A 19192-nucleotide genomic window follows, 5' to 3' on the forward strand; every position below is an offset into this window, starting at 1 on the left:
CGGGCGCGCTGGGAACGTCACGACAATCGCTTCGCACCCGTGAACGGGGACGAGCACGTGCGGGTGCTGTTCGACGGCGGCAGCTGGCTGGAGGGGCCTTTGTGGTCCGGCGCCTGGCGCAGCGTCCTCGCCAGCGACATCCCCAACGACCAGGTCATCCGGTGGGACGAGACCACGGGCACCGTCGGTGTTTGGCGGGCGCCCGCCGGCCACGCCAACGGTCGCACCATGGACCGCTCGGGCCGCGTCATCACCTGCGAACAGGGCACCCGTGCCGTAACCCGGCTCGAGCACGACGGAACCCTGACCACCCTCGCCGAGGCATGGGAAGGGCACCGCCTCAACAGCCCCAACGACGTGGTCGAACGCTCCGATGGCACGGTGTGGTTCACCGACCCCAGCTACGGAATCGACAGCGACTACGAGGGCCACCGTGGGAGGTCCGAGACCGACGGCTGCCACGTCTACCGCATCGATCACGACGGCGTCGTGGTGCGGGTCGCAGACGACTTCACCAAGCCCAACGGGCTGGCCTTCTCCGCCGACGAACGCACCCTCTACGTCGTAGACACCACCCGCAAGCTGTTGCGCTCCTTCGAGGTCGACCGAGCTGGAAACCTCAGCAATCCAAGGGATCTCGCCACCTGCGACGCCGGGTCCTTCGACGGTGTGCGGGTCGACGAGCTGGGACGTCTGTGGGTCGCCGCCCACGACGGGATCCACGTGTTCGACCCCGACGGGACCCTGCTCGGGAAGCTCCTGCTGCCCGAGATCTGCTCGAACCTCACCTTCGGCGGTCCGAAGCGCAACGTCCTGTACATCACTGCCAGCAACCTCTTGCTGGCGATCCGCCTCAACCTCAGTGGGCTTCACCTGTCCCCGTATGCCGCGGGACGTGGCCCCCTCATGGGGCCGGGTCTGGGCAGTGCACACACCCCTCCTGCCGCCGGGCCCATGGTGGACATCCCGTGACCGGCCGCCTGGTCCAGACCGGGTTCGTCACGCTCTGCGTGCTCCTCGCCTGGCGACCACCGCGGCCGCGCCGATCGGCGCCGTGGCGCCTCAGCTACGGCCTGACCTTCCTGGTCAACGAGCAGCCGCTGTGGGGGTTGGTGTGGCTGCTGTCCGTCGGCCTCCCGGTGCTGACCAGTGCGACGAGGTGGGGCCCACTGTGGCTGACCGCGGCGGTGCTCACAGCAGCCGCGACCGTGGGGCTCGCCGTGCTGGGTCTGCGGGCGCGCACTGCCCGGCCAACCTTGGCCCTGGCGCTCCAGCACGAACTGGCCCTACCCGACGCGAAGCAGGCGCACACCCCGGTGCAGTGGCTTCGCGTGCTGGTCTTGCCCTTCGTTTCGTACCGCCCCGGCGTCCGCCGGCTCCGCAACCTGCGCTACGGACCGGGCGGGCGCGGAAACCTGCTCGACCTCTACCAGGACCGTCGAGCCCCACAGGCACCTACACCCCTGATCGTCTACATCCACGGCGGCGCCTTCCGCTTCGGCAGCAAACGGCTGGGCGGCAGGCCCCTGCTCTACCACCTCGCCCGTAGGGGCTGGACCTGCGCCAGCATCAGCTACCGGCCCCGCACGAACTACGACGGCCAGCTAGCCGACGTGAAGAAAGCCATCGCTTGGCTGCGCGCCCGTGCCGCCGACCTCAGCATCGACACCACGACCGTCGTGATCGTCGGCAGCTCAGCCGGCGCTCACCTCGCAGCCACGGCAGCATTGACCGCCAGCGACCCTGAGTACCAAAGGGGATTCGAGTCCGCCGACACCTCTGTGGACGCCATGATCGGGTTGTACGGGTACTACGGCCCCGCAGGTGGGAGCGGGCGCACCTCATCCGCCGCGGCCGCCGTCTCCGCAGCGGCGCCACCCATGCTGCTCATCCACGGCGCAATCGACACCCTCGTCCTTCCCGCTGAGGCCCGGTCGTTTGCCCAAACCGCGCGAACGACCGGCAACGCCCCGGTGGTGTATGCCGAGCTCCCAGGGACCCAACACGGATTCGACCTGTTCAACTCCGTGCGCCTGCACGCAGTCCTCGACGCCATCGACACGTTCACCACCTGGGTCCGTGACACGCAGAGCGATCGCACGCCTTGGGCCAGCGGTGCGAGCTCGACCATCTCCGGCTCACGTCCAGAGACGGCGAAAGTGCACGGGTTACATGGGCGTATGAGGCCGCGGCGGTCCGATCCGGCGCGCGCCTTCAGCACTCAGTGGCCCGAAGGGCGGGGCCCGGGTGCGAGACTGGGCGGGTGAGCAACGTCGAGGTCGACCCGCAGGAGACGATGCTGCCCGGCCACGAGCCGCCCTGCGAGGGCCTCGAGGTGCTCGAACCGCGCGACGTGCCGCTGGGTGGGCCGCGCGCGATGACGGTGCGCCGCACCCTCCCCCAGAAGCAGCGCTCCCTCATCGGCGCCTGGTGCTTCGCCGACCACTACGGACCCGACGACGTCAGCAGCTCCGGCGGCATGGACGTCCCTCCGCACCCGCACATCGGCCTGCAGACGGTGAGCTGGCTGTTCACCGGCGAGATCGAGCACCGCGACACCCTTGGCACCCACGAGCTGGTCCGCCCCGGCGAGGTGAACCTCATGACCGGCGGCTACGGCATCGCGCACTCGGAGGTCTCTACCCCCGACACCACCACCCTGCACGGAGCGCAGCTCTGGGTTGCCCTTCCTGAGGCAAACCGCAACGCCCCCAAGGCGTTTCAGCACCACGCGCCCACGCCATTGCGGGTGGATGGCGCCACCGTCTCGGTGTTCCTCGGCTCGCTCGCCGGCGACACCTCCCCCGTCGAGACGTTCACCCCGCTGCTCGGCGCCGAGGTGACCGTCGACGCCGGCGCCACGACCACGCTCGAGCTCGACCCGGCATACGAGCACGGCATCCTCGTCGACAGCGACGGCGTGACGGTGAACGGCCACGCGGTCGGCCCCGGCGCCATGGCCTACCTCCCGGTGGGCGTCCCCACGCTCACCCTGAGAGCGGGTGACCGACCCGGACGGGTCCTCGTCCTCGGTGGTGAGCCGTTCGAGGAGGACATCGTCATGTGGTGGAACTTCGTGGGCCGCAGCCACGAGGACATCGCGACCGCGCGCGAGGAGTGGATGGCGCACTCCGAGCGCTTCGGCGAGGTCGAGGGGTATGCCGGGGACGTCCAGCACCTGCCCGCGCCCGCCTTGCCGGGTGTGCGAATTCGTCCGCGCACCAAGCCTTCTGGGCAAACTTCGGGGTCGTGAGGCGCTTCTCGCGCCGGGTTGTCGTCGGCGTTGCGGCGGCTGCCCTGGTTCTCCTGTGGGGTGCCGCAGCGTATGCCACGACTCCCCGCACCGTGGGCCTCGAGGCGCAGTGGGCCACGGACAAGCTCGACGGCAGGGTCGTCGGCGTCACCCTCCTCAGTGGGGACCACACTGCGCTGGACCTCGTCACCGGCAAGCGCATCACGCTCGGGTCCGCCAGCGGTGGAACTCCCTACGCGGGCAACGGAATCCTGGTGATCGTGCGCGAAGCACGAGTCGACGCGGCAACGCTCGACGCGACCTCCCGCTGGTCGTGGGAGGCACCGATCGGGTCCCGGGTCACCCCTCTCGCCTCCCGGTCCGGATCCACCGTCCTCGGCGTCTGCCCGGGCAGCGGCAACCCCACCACGTGCACAGCGATCGGCTTGGACTCCAAGGGCAAGGAGGCTTGGCGAATCCAGGCGTCGGCCCCCGTCGAGGCACCGAGGTCGGGACAACTCCCCGCGGTGCTGGCGAGCCCCGTGCCCGGTGGAGGCGTGCTCGTCACCGATCCCGTCACCGGGCGCCAGACCCTCCAGCCCGGGAAGGTGGCAGCGACGGCACCGGACGGCACCGTCCTCATCACCGTCGAGCAGGGCGGCAAGTGCGTCCTCTCGCGCTTCACCGACGCCGACCCAGCGAGCACGCAGGTCCTGGACCAGTGCCCGGCCGACCCGGTGGCGAGCGACGTGCGGGCGACGAGCACGCGGCATACGACTCCTCTCAACCCGCTGCGGTGGGGGCGCCCGACGACCGTCCTCGGCGTCGAGCTCGCCTCCGGCAAGGAGCTCGGACAGGTCGCCGGCGCCGGCCGACTCCAGCCACTTCTCGTCACCCGCGACGCGGTCGTGGTGCGCACCGACGACGAGATCGTGCGTTACGCCATCCCCCGCGCGTAGCCATAACCCTCGTGGCGCGGCTTACGTCGGGTTGGTAGGCCGACATTTGCCGCGCAACGAGGGTTTTGCAGAGCAGGTGCGCGAGGATGGGGAAATGTCGACCAACCCAGAGCGTCCGCGCCGCTCCGGAGCCGCCACGTTCATCCCGCTCGTCGTGGGCGTGTGCGCCACGCTGCTGCTCCGGTTCGCCTTCGAGGCGCTGTTCCCGGACGTGTCGGTGTGGATCGCGTTCATCGTCGCCGTCGTCGGCGGCGCCATCGCCTACACGCTCGCCGAGCGCGCCTACGCTCGCCGCGACCGGGGCTGAGCGCCGCAACCTACACTGGAGCCCGTGCAGTTCCTCAACGGTCTCCAGCCCCAGTTCGACCTGACGTACGACGACGTCTTCATGGTCCCGAGCCGCTCGGACGTCTCGAGCCGGCTCGACGTCGACCTCTCGACGTCCGATGGCAGCGGCACGACCATCCCGCTCGTCGTCGCCAACATGACCGCGATCGCCGGGCGCCGGATGGCCGAGACGGTGGCCCGCCGGGGCGCCATCACCGTCATCCCGCAGGACATCCCGGTCGACGTGGTCACCGAGGTCACCCAGTGGGTCAAGCAGCGCCACCTGGTGCATGACACGCCAATCACGTTGTCCCCCAATGAGACCGCGGGTTCCGCGCTCACGCTGCTGCCCAAGCGCGCCCACGGCGCCGCGGTCGTCGTCGACGAGTCGGGCAAGCGCCCGATCGGCGTCGTCACCGAGGCCGACCTCACCGGCGTCGACCGGTTCACCCAGGTCCAGGAGGTCATGACCCGCGAGCCGGTGCTCATCACCGACGGCACCGACCCCGAGAAGGCTTTCGACCAGCTCGCCACGGCCCACCACCACGTCGCGCCCGTCGTCGACGACGCCGGCAACCTCGTCGGCATCCTCACCCGCGCCGGCGCCCTGCGCACGCGGCTCTACACCCCCAACACCGACGCCCAGGGACGCCTGCGGATCGCCGCCGCCGTCGGCATCAACGGCGACGTCGCCGGCAAGGCCAGTGCGCTGCTCGACGCCGGGGTCGACCTGCTTGTCATGGACACGGCGCACGGCCACCAGGAGAAGATGCTCGACGCGTTGCGCGCCGTCCGCGCGCTCGACCCGCAGGTGCCCATCGCCGCCGGCAACGTCGTCTCCGCTGCCGGCACGCGCGACCTCATCGAAGCGGGTGCCGACATCGTCAAGGTCGGCGTCGGGCCGGGCGCCATGTGCACCACGCGCATGATGACGGCCGTCGGCCGGCCGCAGTTCTCCGCCGTGCTCGAGTGCGCCACCGAGGCCCGCCAGCACGACAAACATGTCTGGGCCGACGGCGGCGTCCGCCACCCGCGGGACGTGGCCCTGGCCCTCGCCGCCGGTGCCTCCAACGTCATGATCGGTTCGTGGTTCGCCGGCACGCTCGAGTCGCCCGGCGACCTGTTCACCGACGAAAAGGGCCGCCGTTACAAGGAATCCTTCGGCATGGCGTCCAGCCGCGCCGTCCGCAACCGCACGGCCACTGACACGGCGTACGAGCGCGCCCGCAAGGCTCTCTTCGAGGAGGGCATCTCCTCGGCGCGGATGTTCATCGACCCGGCCCGGCCGAGCGTCGAGGACGTCATCGACCAGATCATCGCCGGGGTGCGCTCGAGCTTCACGTATGCCGGTGCGCGCACGATCGACGAGTACGCCGAGCGCGCGATCGTCGGGTTGCAGAGCACGGCCGGGTTCGCCGAGGGCCGTCCGCTGCACACCTCCTGGTGAGACGGCGGGGTATGCCGCGTGGTCGCCTCCGTCGCTCCCCTCACCGCGCCCGTCGAGCCTGACGAGGCGCTGCGCCGCATCGCGTTCCTGCTCGAGCGCGAGCGGGCCGGCAGCTACCGGGTCGAGGCGTTTCGCAAGGCCGTCGTCACGGTGCGCGAGACCCCTGGGGAGGAGCTGCGCTCACGGCACGAGGCCGGCACCCTCCAGGACCTCCCGGGCATCGGGAAGTCCACGGCCGGGGTGGTGAGCGAGGCACTCGACGGCGAGCTCCCGGCATACCTGAAGACGTTGCAGGACAAGGCAAAACCGCTCGCATCGGGCGGCACCGAGCTGCTTGCGCAGGTCAAGGGCGACTGCCACTCCCACTCGAACTGGTCCGACGGCGGCAGCCCCATCGAGGAGATGGTGCTCACCGCCGTCGAGCTGGGGCACGAGTGGCTGGCGCTGACCGACCACTCCCCCCAGCTGCGCGTCGCGAACGGCCTGACCGCTGAGCGACTCACCAAGCAGCTGCGTCTCGTCGACGCGGTCAACGCCTCGTTGGGCCACGGGTTCCGGCTGCTCAAGGGCATCGAGGTCGACATCCTCGACGACGGCTCGCTCGACCAGACCGAGGCGATGCTCGGCAAGCTCGACGTCGTCACCGCGTCCGTGCACTCCAAGCTCAAGATGAACAAGCACCCCATGACGAGGCGGATGGTCGCAGCCGTGTCGAACCCGCGCGTCAACGTCCTCGGCCACTGCACCGGCCGGCTCGTGACCGGGTCGCGCGGCACCCGGCCGCAGTCCGAGTTCGACGCGCGGGCCGTCTTCGAGGCCTGCGCCGAGCACGACACCGCGGTCGAGATCAACAGCCGACCCGAGCGCAGGGACCCGCCCGACGAGCTGATCGAGCTGGCCCTGGAGATCGGTTGCCTCTTCGCCATCGACTCCGACGCCCACGCCCCCGGCCAGCTCGAGATGAAGGCCTACGGGGCCGAACGCGCGACCACCCTCGGCATCCCTGCCGAGCGCATCGTCACGACCTGGGACGCCGACCGGCTGCTCGACTGGACCGCCGGCAAGGCATAGGCACGGTTGGCTCGGGTGGGTGGGCGCGCCCCCGCCACGCGCCCACCCACCTGAGTCGGGATGGTCCTGCTACTTCAGGGACAGCGACGCGAGGTCGATGGTCCCAAACGCCGTGCTCTGGACGCCGGTCACCTTGTCGGACCAGCCGAACTGCACGGTCGAGTACCACGTGGGGATCGACGGCATGCCGTCGGCGAGCAGCGCCTCGGCCTGCTGGTACTTGGCGTTGGCCGCAGCTGCGTCGGTCTCGGCCGCCGCCTCGTCGAGCAGCTTGTCGAACTCGGCGTTGCTGTAGAGCCCGGTGTTGGACGACGCCTTGGTGCGGTAGAGCGGCGCGAGGAAGTTCTCGATCGACGGGTAGTCCATCTGCCAGCCAGACCGGTACATCCCCTTCATCTGGAAGGAGGTGATCTTCGACCGGAAGGTCGCGAAGTCCACGACGGGAGTGGCCACACACTCCACGCCCAGCGCGCCCTTGATCGAGTTGCAGGTCGCCTCGGTCCACGGCTTGTGGTCGGCGTCGGCGTTGTAGGACAACGTCATCTTGCCGCCCTTGAAGCCACCGGCCTCGTCCAGCTTGGCCTTGGCCTTGGCCTTGTCGTAGGTGCAGAACTCACCGCACTGGTTGGCCTTGTAGCCGTCGACCACCGGCGAGACCCAACCGGTCGCCGGCTCCCTGGTGTTGTTGAAGATCTGCTTGGCGATCGTCGGCCGGTCGATGGCCATCGAGATCGCCTGACGGACCTTGGGGTCGGCGTAGCTGGGGTCGGTCTTGGTGGGCGGGAAGGTGATGGACTGGATCACGCCGACCGCCTGCGACAGGTTGCGGTCAGGCAGGTCCTGCTTGTACTTGTCGTCGACCAGGGCGCTCGACGGAATCTGGTTGACGACGTCGAGCTGGCCGGCGATCACGTCGTTGTAGGCCGCGGAGGCGTCCTGGTAGATCTTGAACGTGATGGCGTCGAGCTTGCCGCCGAACTTGCCCGAGTAGTCGGCGAACTTGCTGAGCTTGATCTCGGAGTTCTTCGTCCAGCTGTCGAACTTGAACGGGCCAGCGCCGATCGGCTTCTCACCAAAAGCCTTGGGGTCGCTGAAGAACGAGTCCGGCAGCGGCGAGAACGCCGAGTAGCCGAGGCGCACCGGCAGGTTCGACACCTTCTCCGTCGTCTTGATGGTGAAGGTGTAGTCGTCCTTGACCGCGAGGCCGGTGAGCTTGTCGGCCTTGGGCTTGGTGCCGCACTTCTCGTCGGCGCACTGCATGTCGGCGAAGCCCTCGATCGGCTCCATGAAGTACCCGGACGACTGCGCACTGGGCCCGTATGCCGCGTAGTTCCAGGCGTCGACGAAGTTCTTCGCCTTGACCTCGGTGCCGTCGTGGAACTTGTAACCCTTCTTGAGGGTGACGGTGAAGTTCTGGTTGTCGGTCATGTCGATCTTCTCCGCGATGTCGTTCTCTGGCTTCGCCGTCTTCGAGTCGTAGTGGACGAGCTTGGCCGTGATGGCGTCGAGCACGTTGCCACCACAGGTCTCGGTGGTGTTGCTGGGAATCAGGCTGTTCTGCGGGTTGCAGCCCAGGACCGTTGCTGTCCCACCGCTACGGCCTGCACCGCCACCGGTCGCCGTGTTGTCGTTGCCGCCGTCGCCGCCGCAGGCGGCTGCGAGCAGCGCGACCGAGGTCGCACCACCCACCCAGACGATCGGGCGGAAGGGTCCGCGCATGGTTTCCTCCTGTCGACCAGGTGTCGCGTCCCTCGCGACACCGGCCCGATCGTGGGCACACCCGCGGGCTGCGGCCAACGTTTCGACCTGGGCCGAATGCCTAGTCCGAATCGTTAGCGGGCGGTTGTGCAAGCGTGACCCGGCGGGCCGCCCACGCGGCCGGCGACGCCAAGGCGGGCGACGCCAAGGCGGGCGACGCCGGAGACGAAGGAGCGGAGACCAAAGGAGCCTTGACGGCATACCTCGTCTTATGTCTTAATGAATTAAGTCATTGAGACAAAGGAGGGGTCATGGCAACACAGCTCTTGGCGGTCCTGGTCATCCCGGCCCTGGTCGTCGCGCTCATCTCGCTCATCGGTCGGCTGGCCGGAATCGCGCGCACCCACGGTGTCGAGCGGTCGGCACGGACCCGTTCGCTGGCGGCCACGGTCGGCACCGCCGTCGCCGGCCTCGTGGCAGTGGTCGTGTGGGCCGGCATCGGCAGCCAGCCCCCTCAGGACGTGCGCCTCGCCACCCTGCCCGCCCTGTGCGCGGCGGTGGCCGTCGTCGCCGCAGCGGTGGCCGAGCTCACCTGGCCCCAGCCGACCGGACGGATCCGGCAGGCCGGTCTGGTCGCGCGCCGACCGGCGTCCACCGGCCTGCGGTTCCTCTACCGCTCCGGGCTCGTCGGCACCGCCCTCGCCCTCATCGTCGGAGTCGTGACGGCAGCACCGGACGGCCGTTCGGTGACGCGCACCCATGGCGACTACGGCTCGACGGCCAGCCCCTACCCCGGCATCACGTATGCCGTCCCGGTCGGTCTCGCGGCGATCCTCCTGGGTGCCGCGACGTGGTGGGCGCTGCGCCGCGTGGAGCAGCGCCCCGCCCTGCTCGGTGACGCCGAGCTCGACACGGCCGTCCGCGCCCAGTCGCAGGTGCGGGTCCTGCGGTTCGCGGCCGTGGGGTCCCTGATGACCGCGGCCGGGCTGTGGCTCACGCTGGGGCCGGCCGTCAACCGGGTCACCCAGAACCTGCGCGGTACCGCACCCGGCGCCCCCACCTCACCGGGCGACTGGGTGCAGAACCTCGGCTTCCTCGGCACCGGGCTCGGCGTGGTGCTGCTGGTGGCGGCGGTCGTCGCGCTCGTCTGGCACTCGCCCCGGCTGCCCATGACCCGGGAGGCCGGTGCCCGGGCAGGGATGCCGGCGTGACCGCCTTCGCCGTGCTCGTCGACCTCGGCGCCCCCGAGCCGCCCTACGAGCAGGTGCGCACCCAGGTCGCCGGCGCCATCGCCACGGGTGAGCTCGCCGAGGGCGACCGGCTGCCGACCGTGCGCGCCCTCGCGGCCGACCTCGGGCTCGCGGTCAACACGGTGGCGAGGGCGTACAAGGAGCTCGAGGCCGAAGGACTGGTCACCACCCGACGGCGCGCCGGAACGGTCGTCGCGGCCGGGTCCCAGTCGGTCGACGTGGCACTCGGGCGCAGTGCCGCGGCCTACGCCGAGCGGGCCACGCGGGCCGGCCTCAGCGAGTCCGCAGCCATCGACCTGGTGCGTGCAGCGCTCCGGTCCGCGCGCGCCTGAGCGGCCCAGCCGCGGCATACGCTGGCCGTTTTGGAGTTCGGGCGGGTCTGCCCCTATGCTTTCAGAGTCCTCGACGGATCCGAGCGCTGCTCGCTGGCGGCGAGGATCGGTCGAAGCACCGGTCCCCATCGTCTAGCGGCCTAGGACCCCGCCCTTTCACGGCGGTAGCACGGGTTCGAATCCCGTTGGGGATACTGTTTTGCAAGGCCTACCAAGGCCCCGTAGCGCAGTTGGTTAGCGCGCCGCCCTGTCACGGCGGAGGTCGCGGGTTCGAGTCCCGTCGGGGTCGCCCAGAGCGAAGCGCCCCACACGAGAGTGTGGGGCGCTTCGTCGTTTCCGGTATCTCCACCGACTTCGGGCCACGCAGCGCTGACCGAGCGCCTCACACCAGCACCCAGTGGCCCGAAGTGCGGGTCAACGGCTGACGGAGATGGCGATCTTGCCGCGCACGTGCCCCGACTGGCTCAGCGCGAACGCATCGGCGACCCGCTCCAGCGGGAAGACGTCGGCGACCGGCACGGTGACGTCACCGCGCTCCACGAGGTCGACCAGTGCCTCGAGGTCAGCCGCGTCCGGACGCACCCAGGCATAGAGCCCGCCGTCCTCGGCGACCGAGCCGTCGGCGATCGAGCCGTGCCGGCCGCCCTCGGCCAGCACGGCACGGGTCACGTCGCCGACGCCACCCACGAAGTCCACGACGACGTCGACGCCCTGGGGCGCAAGCTCACGGACGCGCCCGGCGAGGTCACCGGCATACTCCACCGGCTCGGCGCCCAGCTCACGCAGGAAGTCGTGGTTCGACGCGGAGGCGGTGCCGATGACGCGCGCGCCCAGCGCGCGGGCGATCTGGACGGCGAGCGCCCCGACGCCGCCTGCTGCCGCGTGCACGAGGACGGTTTCGCCCTCGCCGACGCCGAGCCGGGTGAGGAGCTGGTATGCCGTGAGGCCGGCGAGGGGCAGACCCGCGGCCTGGTCCCAGTCGAGGTTGGCAGGTTTACGGGCGACCGTGCGCACCGGCGCGGACACGAGCTCGGCGAAGGTGCCCAGCTCGACCCAGTCCTTGCGGGCGTAGGCGATCACCTCGTCGCCGGGCGCGAACTCGGGGGTGTCGAGACCGACTCGCTCGACCACGCCGGCGACGTCCCAGCCGGGGATGACGGGGAACTCGATGTTCATCAGCGGGTCGAGGTGGCCCTGCATGATCTTCCAGTCGACCGGGTTGACCGAGGCCGACCGGACCCGGATCAGCACCTCGCCCGGGCCGACCTTGGGCTCGGGGTGGTCCTGCGTGAGCTGGAGGACGTCGTTCTCGCCGTACTTCGCATAGGTGATGGCTCGCATGCAGGCGACAACCCCACCCGGGCCGCCGATCTTCCGAGTTGAGTGCCTGAGAACTCCCCCTGGGTCGTCCTCAGGCACTCGACTCGAGAGACGAATGTGCCTTCCCGCCCCGTCAAGTGGCACAGTGCTCTGCGACACCGATCCCGGGACGTTCCCGCCGCTCGAGGAGGCACCCGTGCCCCAGCTCCAGACCGACTCGCGCCCTGCCACGGCCCGGCGCTCGACCTCGGCGGACATCGCGCTCATTGCGGTCTTCGCGGCGCTCATCGCAGCCCTGGGGCTCGCCCCGCCGATCTACGCCTTCGGCAATGCCGTGCCGATCACGCTCCAGACGCTCGGTGTCATGCTCGCCGGCTCGATCCTCGGCGCCAAGCGGGGCACCTTGGCCGTGCTGACCTTCCTGGCCCTCGTGGCGGTCGGCCTGCCGCTGCTGTCCGGCGGGCGTGGCGGCCTCGGCGTCTTCGCCGGACCCAGCGCGGGCTACCTCGTCGGCTTCGTCTTCGGCGCCTACGTCACCGGCCTGCTCACCCGCAGGTTCGGCGAGCGCGACGGTGCCACCTCCTCGTTCCTCGGCACCCTGGCGGCCACCGTCATCGGCGGCGTCCTCGTCGTCTACGCCTTCGGCGTGCCGGTGCAGGCGTGGCGACTCGGACTGCCGCTGCCGACCGTCGCCGTCGGTGCCGGGCTCTTCGTCGTCGGCGACCTGGCCAAGGCGGTCATCTCGACGCTGATCACGCGCGGAGTGCGGCGGGCCGGCGTGCGCCTGCCGGACTGACCGGGCCCCTGGGCCCCCGGCCGTGAGCCACGCGGACGCCGTCGCCGTCCTCCGCACCGCGGAGGTCGTCGTCGATGCAGCGGGTGCGCTGCGGCTGCACCTGCCGACCAGCGGCACGACGGCGCGGCCCCGGACTGTCGTGCGGACGCTGGCGTCGTGGGCCGACAGCTTCGACCCGTTCACCGCGGCGTCGGGCCTGACGGCGGACGACCACGTGCTCATCCCCAGCCCACCACGCAGCTCGCTCTTCCTCTACGGACTGGCCCACGCGGCATACCTCGGCGCCCCGGCGACCACCCTCGAGAGGTGGTCGGCGCGCGATGCGGCCGAGGCCGCGAAGCGTTGCAGCGCAGGGCATTTCACGCCCCCGATGCTCTCCGCCCTCCTCCCCCGGCTGCCCGACGACCACCGGCTGCGAACGGCCGTGGTAGCCGGTGCGGCGGTGCCTGACGGGTTACGGCGCGAGGCCGCGGCGGTCGGGGTCAAGGTCGTCGACTACTACGGTGCGGCCGAGCTGTCGTTCGTCGCTATCCGCGCGCCGCACGGGGTGATGAGGGCGTTTCCGTCCGTGGACGTCGAGATGCGCGACGGTGTCGTGTGGGTGCGCAGCCCGTGGGTCAGCGAGGGGTATGCCGCGGGGCAGGTCGGGCCGTTTCGGCGCGACGGAGCGTGGGCGACCGTCGGCGACCGGGCGCACTGGGGTGACGACGGCGGGCTGGTCATCGAGGGGCGCGGCGACACGGCGATCGCGGTCGGTGGGGCGACGGTGCTCGCGGAGGACGTGCGGGCTGCCCTGGTGGGGTTGGCCGGCGTGCGCGAGGTCGGCGTGGTCGGCCTGTCGGCGCCTGACCTCGGGCAGGTCGTCGGCGCGGTCGTGGTGGCGGATCCGGTTTTGTCCGTGGGCGATCTGCGCGAACACGCGAAGGCCGCACTTCCCGCGACGCACCGACCGGTGCGCTACGCCCTCGTGGACGAACTGCCGCTGGCACCCTCGGGCAAACTGGACGACGTGGCCCTGCGCGCTCTGCTCCTCCAGCCGGTCGAGGCAATCCGCGACCACCTGGAGGTAGCCGATTACCTCGACCGCGGCGAGGACCGGCCATGACGGACCCCACGACACCGGTGGTCGTCGCCGCCCGCCGCACCCCGATCGGCACCGCGGGGCATGCGCTGCGTGACGTGACGGTCGACCAGCTGGCCGCCGCGGCCCTGGGAGCAGTCGCGAGCAACGTTGCGGCTGCTGGTTTCTCGGCCCCCCTTGGGCACGTCGTGCTGGGCAACTGCATGGGACCGGGTGGCAACGTGGCCCGGGTGAGCGCTCTCGAGGCGGGGCTGCCCACGGACGTCCCGGCCATGACCGTGGACCTCCAGTGCGGCAGCGGGTTGGCCGCCGTCACGACAGCGGCCGCACTGGTCCGGTCGGGCAGCGCCGAGCTGGTGCTCGCCGGTGGCGCGGAGAGCGCGAGCACCGCACCGTGGCGTGCGTGGCCACCGGGGCCGGACGGCGGTGAGCCGCGGCGGTACACGCGGGCGCCCTTCGCACCGGCGGAGACGGGTGATCCTGAGATGGGCGTCGCCGCCGACGACTTGGCCCGACTGGCGGGCATCTCCCGCGAGCGCCAGGACGCGTATGCCGCGCGCAGCCACGCGCGGGCCGCCGCAGCCATCACGAGTGGCCGGTTCGCGCGCGAGCTGGTGCCCGTGGGTGGGCTGGACCGCGACGAGCGGGTGCGCGCATCGCTGGGTCGAGACACGCTCGCGCGGTTGCGACCGGCCTTTGTCGAGAGCGGCACCGTCAGCGCGGGCAACAGCTGCGGCATCAGCGACGGGGCAGCTGTCGTCGGCCTCGTGAGCGAGCAGGTCCGCGCCGCGGCTGGGGCCCCTGGGCTCGCCATCCTCGACTGGGCGGTGAGCGGCGTCGACCCGCGCCTGCCGGGTCGCGGTCCGGTGCCGGCGATCAGGACCGTGTTGCAGCGCAACGGAATCGGTCTCGACGACCTCGACGTGGTCGAGGTCAACGAGGCCTTCGCGGGGCAGGTGCTCGCCTGTTGCGACGAGCTGGGCCTCGACGACGAGCGGGTCTGTGTCGAGGGTGGCGCGCTGGCCCTGGGCCACCCGTGGGGGGCCTCGGGCGCCGTGCTCCTGGTGCGGCTCTTCAGCCAGCTCGTCACCGGCGACGCCGCACGCAGCGGGCTGGGGCTTGCCGCGATCGCGGTCGGTGGCGGCCAGGGCGTGGCGGTGCTCGTGGAGCGGGTCGGATGATCCGCCTCGACCACGTCACCCACCGCTACGACGACCGCGTCGTCCTCGATGACGTCGACCTCGAGCTGTCCGAGCGGCGCATCGCGGTCGTCGGCGCCAACGGTTCGGGGAAGTCGACCTTCGCGCGACTGATCAACGGCCTCATCGTGCCAAGCCAGGGGTCGGTGACCGTCGACGGCCTCGACACGGCTACGCAGGGTGCCGAGGTCCGTCGCCGGGTCGGGTTCCTCTTCACCAACCCCGAAGCCCAGATCATCATGCCGACGGTGGGTGAGGACGTGGCGTTCTCGCTGCGTCGCTCCGGCCTGCCCGCCGACCAGGTGCGCACGAAGGTCGCCGAGACGCTGCGCGCACTTGACCTGGCGGGGCTGGAAGACCGGCCGTCGACGCACCTCTCCGGCGGCCAGAAGCAGCTGCTCGCCCTCGCCTCCGTGCTCGTCCTCGAACCCGACGTCCTCGTCTGCGACGAACCCACGACGCTGCTCGACCTGCGGCACACCCGCCAGGTCCACGGCATACTCGCCGCGCTCGCGCTCCAGCTGGTGCTGGTGACGCACGACCTCGACCTCGCCGCCGACAGCGACCGGGTGCTCGTCTTCGACGAGGGGCGCGTCGTCGCCGACGGCGCACCGGGCGAGGCGATCGCGCACTACCGCGGGCTGGTCCGGTGAGCCTGCCCCTCGCCGTCTCCGGCGACTCATGGCTCCACCGGATGCCGGCCGGGCGCAAGCTGCTGGCCCTGCTGGTAGGCGAGGTCATCGTCGCCGCGGCCGCGCGCTCGGTCGCGGCGGCCACCGTCGCTGTGGTCGTGGCTGCGGCACTGTGGTCCCTCGCGCGAGTTCCCGTGAGGACGGCGTGGCGCTCGCTGCGCCTCATCCTGCTCGTCGCCACTCTGGTGGGGGCGGCGCAGTGGTGGTATGCCGGTGGGGCGCCCGCGTTCGTCGTGACGAGCCAGCTGGTGGTCGCCGTCGCCATCGCGGTGCTGGTCACGCTCACGACGCGCACCAGTGACCTGCTCGACGCCCTCGACCGCGGGCTGAAACCGTTGCGGCACTTGGGAGTCGATCCCGCCAGAGTCTCCCTGACGCTGGCGCTCGCGGTCACCTCGGTGCCGGTGGTGGGCGGACTCCTCGGTGAGCTGCGGCAGGCGGCGCGCGCCCGCGGCATACGCCCGGGACCTGTGGTGCTGGGGGTCCCGCTCGTGGTGCGCACCCTCCAGCACGCCGACCAGCTCGGCGAGGCGCTGGCCGCTCGGGGCGTCGACGACTGAGCCGCTCGGAGCGCGGCTGTGGCAGGGTGTCGGCGTGAGCACTCCCGAGCCGGACCAGGTGGCGGCGCCCCGACGCGGCCGTCCCGGTCACGACCAGGAGACAGTGCTGCGCCAGGCGATCGAGCTGTTCAACGCCCAGGGCTACGACGGCACGAGCATGGGCGACCTCGCCAAGGCCCTCGGGCTCACGAAATCGGCCATCTACCACCATGTTCCGAGCAAGACGCACCTGTTGTCGCTGGCGCTGGACGAGGCGCTCGACGGTCTTACCGCGGTCATCGACGAGGCCGAGCAGGCGTCCGCGGGCGCCAGCGCCTACGAGCGGCTGCGACGAGCCGTTCAGCTGTCGGTGGAGGTGCTGGTCGCCCACCAGCCGGCCGTGACGCTGCTGCTGCGCGTCCGCGGCAACAGCGAGGTCGAGCTCGACGCCCTGCGCCGACGCCGTGCCATCGACACGCGGCTGGCGGCGCTGGTGCAGCAGGCGGTCGACGAGGGCTCGCTGCGCTCGGACGTCTCACCGCAGCTGGTGAGCCGTCTCCTCTTCGGCATGGTCAACTCACTGGTCGAGTGGCACCGCCCCGGTGGTGCCGTCGACGCCCATCAGCTCTCCGAGGCCATCACGACGATCGCCTTCGACGGCCTCGCGACTCACCAGTCGTAGAAGCCCTTGCCGGTCTTGCGGCCCAGCTCTCCCGCCGCGACCTTGTCGCGCAGGACCTGCGGTGGCTCGAACCGCGGCCCCAGCTCGCGCGCCAGGTGCTCGGCGATGGCGAGGCGCACGTCGAGCCCGACGATGTCGGTCGTCTTGAGGGGTCCGGTCGGGTGCCGGTAACCCAGCACCATCGCGGTGTCGATGTCCTCCGCGCTGGCCACGCCCTCCTCGAGCATCCGCATCGCCTCGAGCGCGATGGCCACGCCGAGCCGGCTGCTGGCGAACCCGGGCGCGTCCGTGACGGTGATGCCGGTCTTGCCGAGGGCCTCGACCCAGCCTCGCGCCGTCGCGACGAGCGCCGGGTCGGTCCGCGGCCCGACCACCACCTCCACGAGGTCGCTCACCGGCACGGGGTTGAAGAAGTGCAGGCCGATCAACCGCTCGGGGCGGTGCAGTGCGTCGGCGATCGAGTCGACCGACAGGGAGCTCGTGTTCGTGGCGAACGTGGCCTCCGGCACTGCCGCCTCCACGGCCGCGAACACGTGGCGCTTGAGGTCGATGTCCTCGGGCACCGCCTCGACGACGAGGGTCGCCTCGGCGAGGTCGCCGGGGTCGGTCGTGACGCGGTATGCCGCCCGGGCGGCCTCGGGTGCGACGCCGAGCGTTCCCCGGTCGGCCGCCTTGGCGAGGCTGCCGGCGATACGGCTGCGCGCAGCATCGGCGGCGTCGACGGAGCTCTCGACCACGACGACCTGCGACCCGGCGCTCACGAAGGCGTGGGCGATGCCAGCGCCCATCCGGCCGCCGCCGTAGACGCCCACGACTGCGGGCAGGTCATGTGCTGGGCTGGTCGCGTCTGCCATGGGACTCCTTGTCAGAGAACGGCTTTCAGGCGTCGAAGTCGACGGTGACCTCGTCGGTCACGGGATAGGTCTGGCAGGTGAGCACGAAGCCCTGGTCGACCTCGGCCGGCTCCAACGCGTAGTTGCGGCGCATGTCGACCTCGCCCTCGCGGACCAGCGCCCGGCAGGTGCCGCAGACCCCACCCTTGCAGGCGAACGGAAGGTCGGTGCGGGTGCGCTGTGCACCGTCGAGGATCGGGGTGGCCTTGGAGACCGGCCCGGTCGTGGTGCGACCGTCGAGGACGACCGTCACGTCGCTGGTCTCCCCGGCGAGCTCATCCTCGGATCGGTGCAGCTCGGGCGGCGGCTCGTCGACGTAGAACAGCTCGAAGTGGACGCGGTCGGGCTCGACCCCCAGCTCCCCCAACGCGTCACGCGCACCCTCGATCATCTGGTGCGGGCCGCAGAGCCATACGTGGTCGACGGCACCGATGGGTACGAAGGCCGCGACGAGTGCGCTGATCCGCTCGGCGTCCAGCCGCCCGGAGAAGAGCTCGACGTCCCGCGGCTCGCGCGACAGCACGTGGATTAGCTCGAACCGCGAGCCGTAGCGGTTCTTGAGGTCAGCGAGCTCCTCGGCGAACATCACCGAGCCACTGGTGCGGTTGCCGTAGAACAGGGTCAGCTGCGCGTCGGGGTTGGCGAGGACGCTGGCTGCGATCGAGATCATCGGCGTGATTCCGGAGCCGGCCGCGATGCACAGATGCCGTTGTCCCACAGTCGGATCCGCGCGAAACGCCCCACTCGGCGTCTGCACCTCGATGACATCGCCCGGCTTGACCTCACGGGTGAGCCAGCGGGAGAAGAGACCGTCGGGGATCTCGCGCACCCCGACCCGCGGGCGCTCCCCCGCGGCCGCGCAGATGGAGTACTGCCGACGGTGCTCGACGCCGTCGACGAAGCGGCGCAGCGAGAGGTTCTGGCCCGGCGCGAAGTCGTAGGCCTCGCGCAGCTCCTCGGGCACGTCGAAGCTCACGGCCACGGCGTCGTCGGTGAGCCGCTCGACCGAGTGCACGGTCAGCTCGTGGAACCGCGGTCCCTGGCGGCCACTCTTGCGGACCAACAGCGAGCCTTCGGTGGTCGACACTCAGATCTCCTTGACGTGCTCGAACGGTTCGAGGCAGTCGGTGCAGCGGTAGAGCGCCTTGCACGACGTGGGGCCGAACTCCGAGGTGAGTTCCGTTGCCGCAGAGCCACATTGGGGGCAGGTGACGCTGCGACGCGTCACTCCCAGGGTGATCGGGACAGGCCCGGTATGCCGCGTGGTCGCCACCCCATGGCGCGGCGGCGAGATGCCCGCCTCCGCCAGTGCGGTGCGACCGCGCTCACTGATCCAGTCGGTGCTCCAGGCCGGGGACAGCTGCACCCGCACGCGCGCCTTGATGCCGACCTCACCCAGCGAACGCACGAGGTCGTCGCGCATCGCGGCCATCGCCGGGCAGCCCGAGTAGGTCGGCGTGATCGCGAGGACGACCTCACCGTCGTCGGTCACCTCGACGTCGCGCAGCACCCCGAGGTCCCCGAGCGTGAGCATCGGCAGCTCCGGATCGGTCACGGTGCGCGCCACGGCATACGCCCGCTCCCGCAGCGTCGACGACTCCCGGTCGAGGTAATCCGCCACCTCACCACGGTGGCCGACTACCTCGACCGCGGTAAGCCTGGGGGTCGTCATGG

Annotated in this window: 20 protein-coding genes and 2 tRNA genes; 17 read left to right on the top strand and 5 right to left on the bottom strand. The window is 71.0% G+C overall.

Annotation, left to right across the window (positions count from 1 at the left end):
- The first annotated feature begins 39 nt into the window (after positions 1 to 39).
- The 7 genes from HJG52_RS17435 (at position 40) to HJG52_RS17465 (ending at position 7036) form a co-directional block, all read left to right on the top strand.
- Positions 40 to 972, top strand: a complete 933-nt coding sequence (locus tag HJG52_RS17435; protein ID WP_171244911.1) for an SMP-30/gluconolactonase/LRE family protein — start codon at positions 40 to 42, stop codon at positions 970 to 972.
- Positions 969 to 2267: an alpha/beta hydrolase fold domain-containing protein gene (locus tag HJG52_RS17440; protein ID WP_171244919.1), complete on the top strand. Its 1299-nt coding sequence runs from the start codon at positions 969 to 971 to the stop codon at positions 2265 to 2267. The genes HJG52_RS17435 and HJG52_RS17440 overlap by 4 nt, the downstream gene beginning before the upstream one ends.
- Positions 2264 to 3253 (top strand): pirin family protein, encoded by a 990-nt coding sequence (locus HJG52_RS17445; RefSeq protein WP_346767817.1) that lies wholly within the window; start codon positions 2264 to 2266, stop codon positions 3251 to 3253. Before HJG52_RS17440 ends, HJG52_RS17445 begins: the two co-directional genes overlap by 4 nt.
- Entirely contained in the window at positions 3250 to 4191 is a 942-nt protein-coding gene (locus HJG52_RS17450; protein ID WP_171244920.1) for a PQQ-binding-like beta-propeller repeat protein, read from the top strand. Before HJG52_RS17445 ends, HJG52_RS17450 begins: the two co-directional genes overlap by 4 nt.
- Positions 4192 to 4285: 94 nt before the next feature.
- Positions 4286 to 4498, top strand: a complete 213-nt coding sequence (locus HJG52_RS17455; RefSeq protein ID WP_171244921.1) for a hypothetical protein — start codon at positions 4286 to 4288, stop codon at positions 4496 to 4498.
- 24 nt (positions 4499 to 4522) lie between these two features.
- Entirely contained in the window at positions 4523 to 5965 is a 1443-nt protein-coding gene (locus HJG52_RS17460; protein ID WP_171244922.1) for a GuaB1 family IMP dehydrogenase-related protein, read from the top strand.
- Positions 5966 to 5983: 18 nt separating this feature from the next.
- Positions 5984 to 7036 (top strand): PHP domain-containing protein, encoded by a 1053-nt coding sequence (locus HJG52_RS17465; RefSeq protein WP_171244923.1) that lies wholly within the window; start codon positions 5984 to 5986, stop codon positions 7034 to 7036.
- Between the two features lie 69 nt (positions 7037 to 7105).
- Here HJG52_RS17465 and HJG52_RS17470 read toward each other — a convergent pair whose 3' ends face one another.
- The gene (locus HJG52_RS17470; protein WP_171244924.1) at positions 7106 to 8755 is read right to left on the bottom strand and encodes a peptide ABC transporter substrate-binding protein; all 1650 of its coding nucleotides are present in this window, start codon (positions 8753 to 8755) and stop codon (positions 7106 to 7108) included.
- A 290-nt stretch (positions 8756 to 9045) separates the two neighbouring features.
- Here HJG52_RS17470 and HJG52_RS17475 point away from each other — a divergent pair, with 290 nt between their 5' ends.
- The 4 genes from HJG52_RS17475 (at position 9046) to HJG52_RS17490 (ending at position 10605) form a co-directional block, all read left to right on the top strand.
- Positions 9046 to 9945 (top strand): hypothetical protein, encoded by a 900-nt coding sequence (locus tag HJG52_RS17475; protein WP_171244925.1) that lies wholly within the window; start codon positions 9046 to 9048, stop codon positions 9943 to 9945.
- Positions 9942 to 10316, top strand: coding sequence for a GntR family transcriptional regulator (locus HJG52_RS17480; RefSeq protein ID WP_171244926.1), 375 nt, complete (start codon positions 9942 to 9944; stop codon positions 10314 to 10316). Before HJG52_RS17475 ends, HJG52_RS17480 begins: the two co-directional genes overlap by 4 nt.
- Positions 10317 to 10437: 121 nt before the next feature.
- Positions 10438 to 10510: transfer RNA gene (locus HJG52_RS17485), tRNA-Glu, on the top strand.
- Positions 10511 to 10531: 21 nt separating this feature from the next.
- Positions 10532 to 10605, top strand: a tRNA-Asp gene (locus HJG52_RS17490).
- Positions 10606 to 10730: 125 nt separating this feature from the next.
- On the opposite strand, the gene HJG52_RS17495 is transcribed toward HJG52_RS17490, so the two are convergent.
- Positions 10731 to 11657, bottom strand: a complete 927-nt coding sequence (locus HJG52_RS17495) for an NADP-dependent oxidoreductase (RefSeq protein WP_171244927.1) — start codon at positions 11655 to 11657, stop codon at positions 10731 to 10733.
- 175 nt (positions 11658 to 11832) lie between these two features.
- Between HJG52_RS17495 and HJG52_RS21405 the strand changes: the two genes are divergently transcribed.
- The 6 genes from HJG52_RS21405 to HJG52_RS17525 are packed head-to-tail and all read left to right on the top strand — an operon-like array spanning position 11833 to position 16625.
- Entirely contained in the window at positions 11833 to 12432 is a 600-nt protein-coding gene (locus tag HJG52_RS21405; RefSeq protein ID WP_346767818.1) for a biotin transporter BioY, read from the top strand.
- A 22-nt stretch (positions 12433 to 12454) separates the two neighbouring features.
- Positions 12455 to 13537, top strand: coding sequence for an AMP-binding protein (locus HJG52_RS17505; protein WP_171244929.1), 1083 nt, complete (start codon positions 12455 to 12457; stop codon positions 13535 to 13537).
- Positions 13534 to 14694 (top strand): thiolase family protein, encoded by a 1161-nt coding sequence (locus HJG52_RS17510; protein ID WP_171244930.1) that lies wholly within the window; start codon positions 13534 to 13536, stop codon positions 14692 to 14694. Before HJG52_RS17505 ends, HJG52_RS17510 begins: the two co-directional genes overlap by 4 nt.
- Positions 14691 to 15365, top strand: a complete 675-nt coding sequence (locus HJG52_RS17515; RefSeq protein ID WP_171244931.1) for an energy-coupling factor ABC transporter ATP-binding protein — start codon at positions 14691 to 14693, stop codon at positions 15363 to 15365. Before HJG52_RS17510 ends, HJG52_RS17515 begins: the two co-directional genes overlap by 4 nt.
- The gene (locus tag HJG52_RS17520) at positions 15362 to 15964 is read left to right on the top strand and encodes a CbiQ family ECF transporter T component (RefSeq protein WP_171244932.1); all 603 of its coding nucleotides are present in this window, start codon (positions 15362 to 15364) and stop codon (positions 15962 to 15964) included. The genes HJG52_RS17515 and HJG52_RS17520 overlap by 4 nt, the downstream gene beginning before the upstream one ends.
- Before the next feature lie 34 nt (positions 15965 to 15998).
- On the top strand, positions 15999 to 16625 hold the full coding sequence (locus HJG52_RS17525; protein WP_171244933.1) for a TetR-type transcription factor C-terminal domain-containing protein: 627 nt from the start codon (positions 15999 to 16001) through the stop codon (positions 16623 to 16625).
- Here the strand turns inward: HJG52_RS17525 and HJG52_RS17530 are convergent.
- From HJG52_RS17530 to paaD, 3 genes are read right to left on the bottom strand one after another with little or no spacing between them, the layout of a single operon-like run.
- Entirely contained in the window at positions 16613 to 17479 is an 867-nt protein-coding gene (locus tag HJG52_RS17530) for a 3-hydroxyacyl-CoA dehydrogenase family protein (RefSeq protein WP_171244934.1), read from the bottom strand. The genes HJG52_RS17525 and HJG52_RS17530 overlap by 13 nt on opposite strands.
- Positions 17480 to 17504: 25 nt before the next feature.
- On the bottom strand, positions 17505 to 18605 hold the full coding sequence (paaE, locus tag HJG52_RS17535) for a 1,2-phenylacetyl-CoA epoxidase subunit PaaE (protein WP_346767819.1): 1101 nt from the start codon (positions 18603 to 18605) through the stop codon (positions 17505 to 17507).
- Complete coding sequence (gene paaD / locus HJG52_RS17540) at positions 18606 to 19139, bottom strand: 1,2-phenylacetyl-CoA epoxidase subunit PaaD (RefSeq protein WP_346767821.1); 534 nt, start codon at positions 19137 to 19139, stop codon at positions 18606 to 18608.
- Between the last annotated feature and the right edge of the window lie 53 nt (positions 19140 to 19192).

Source organism: Knoellia koreensis (assembly GCF_013041615.1).
GTDB classification, from domain to species: domain Bacteria; phylum Actinomycetota; class Actinomycetes; order Actinomycetales; family Dermatophilaceae; genus Pedococcus; species Pedococcus koreensis.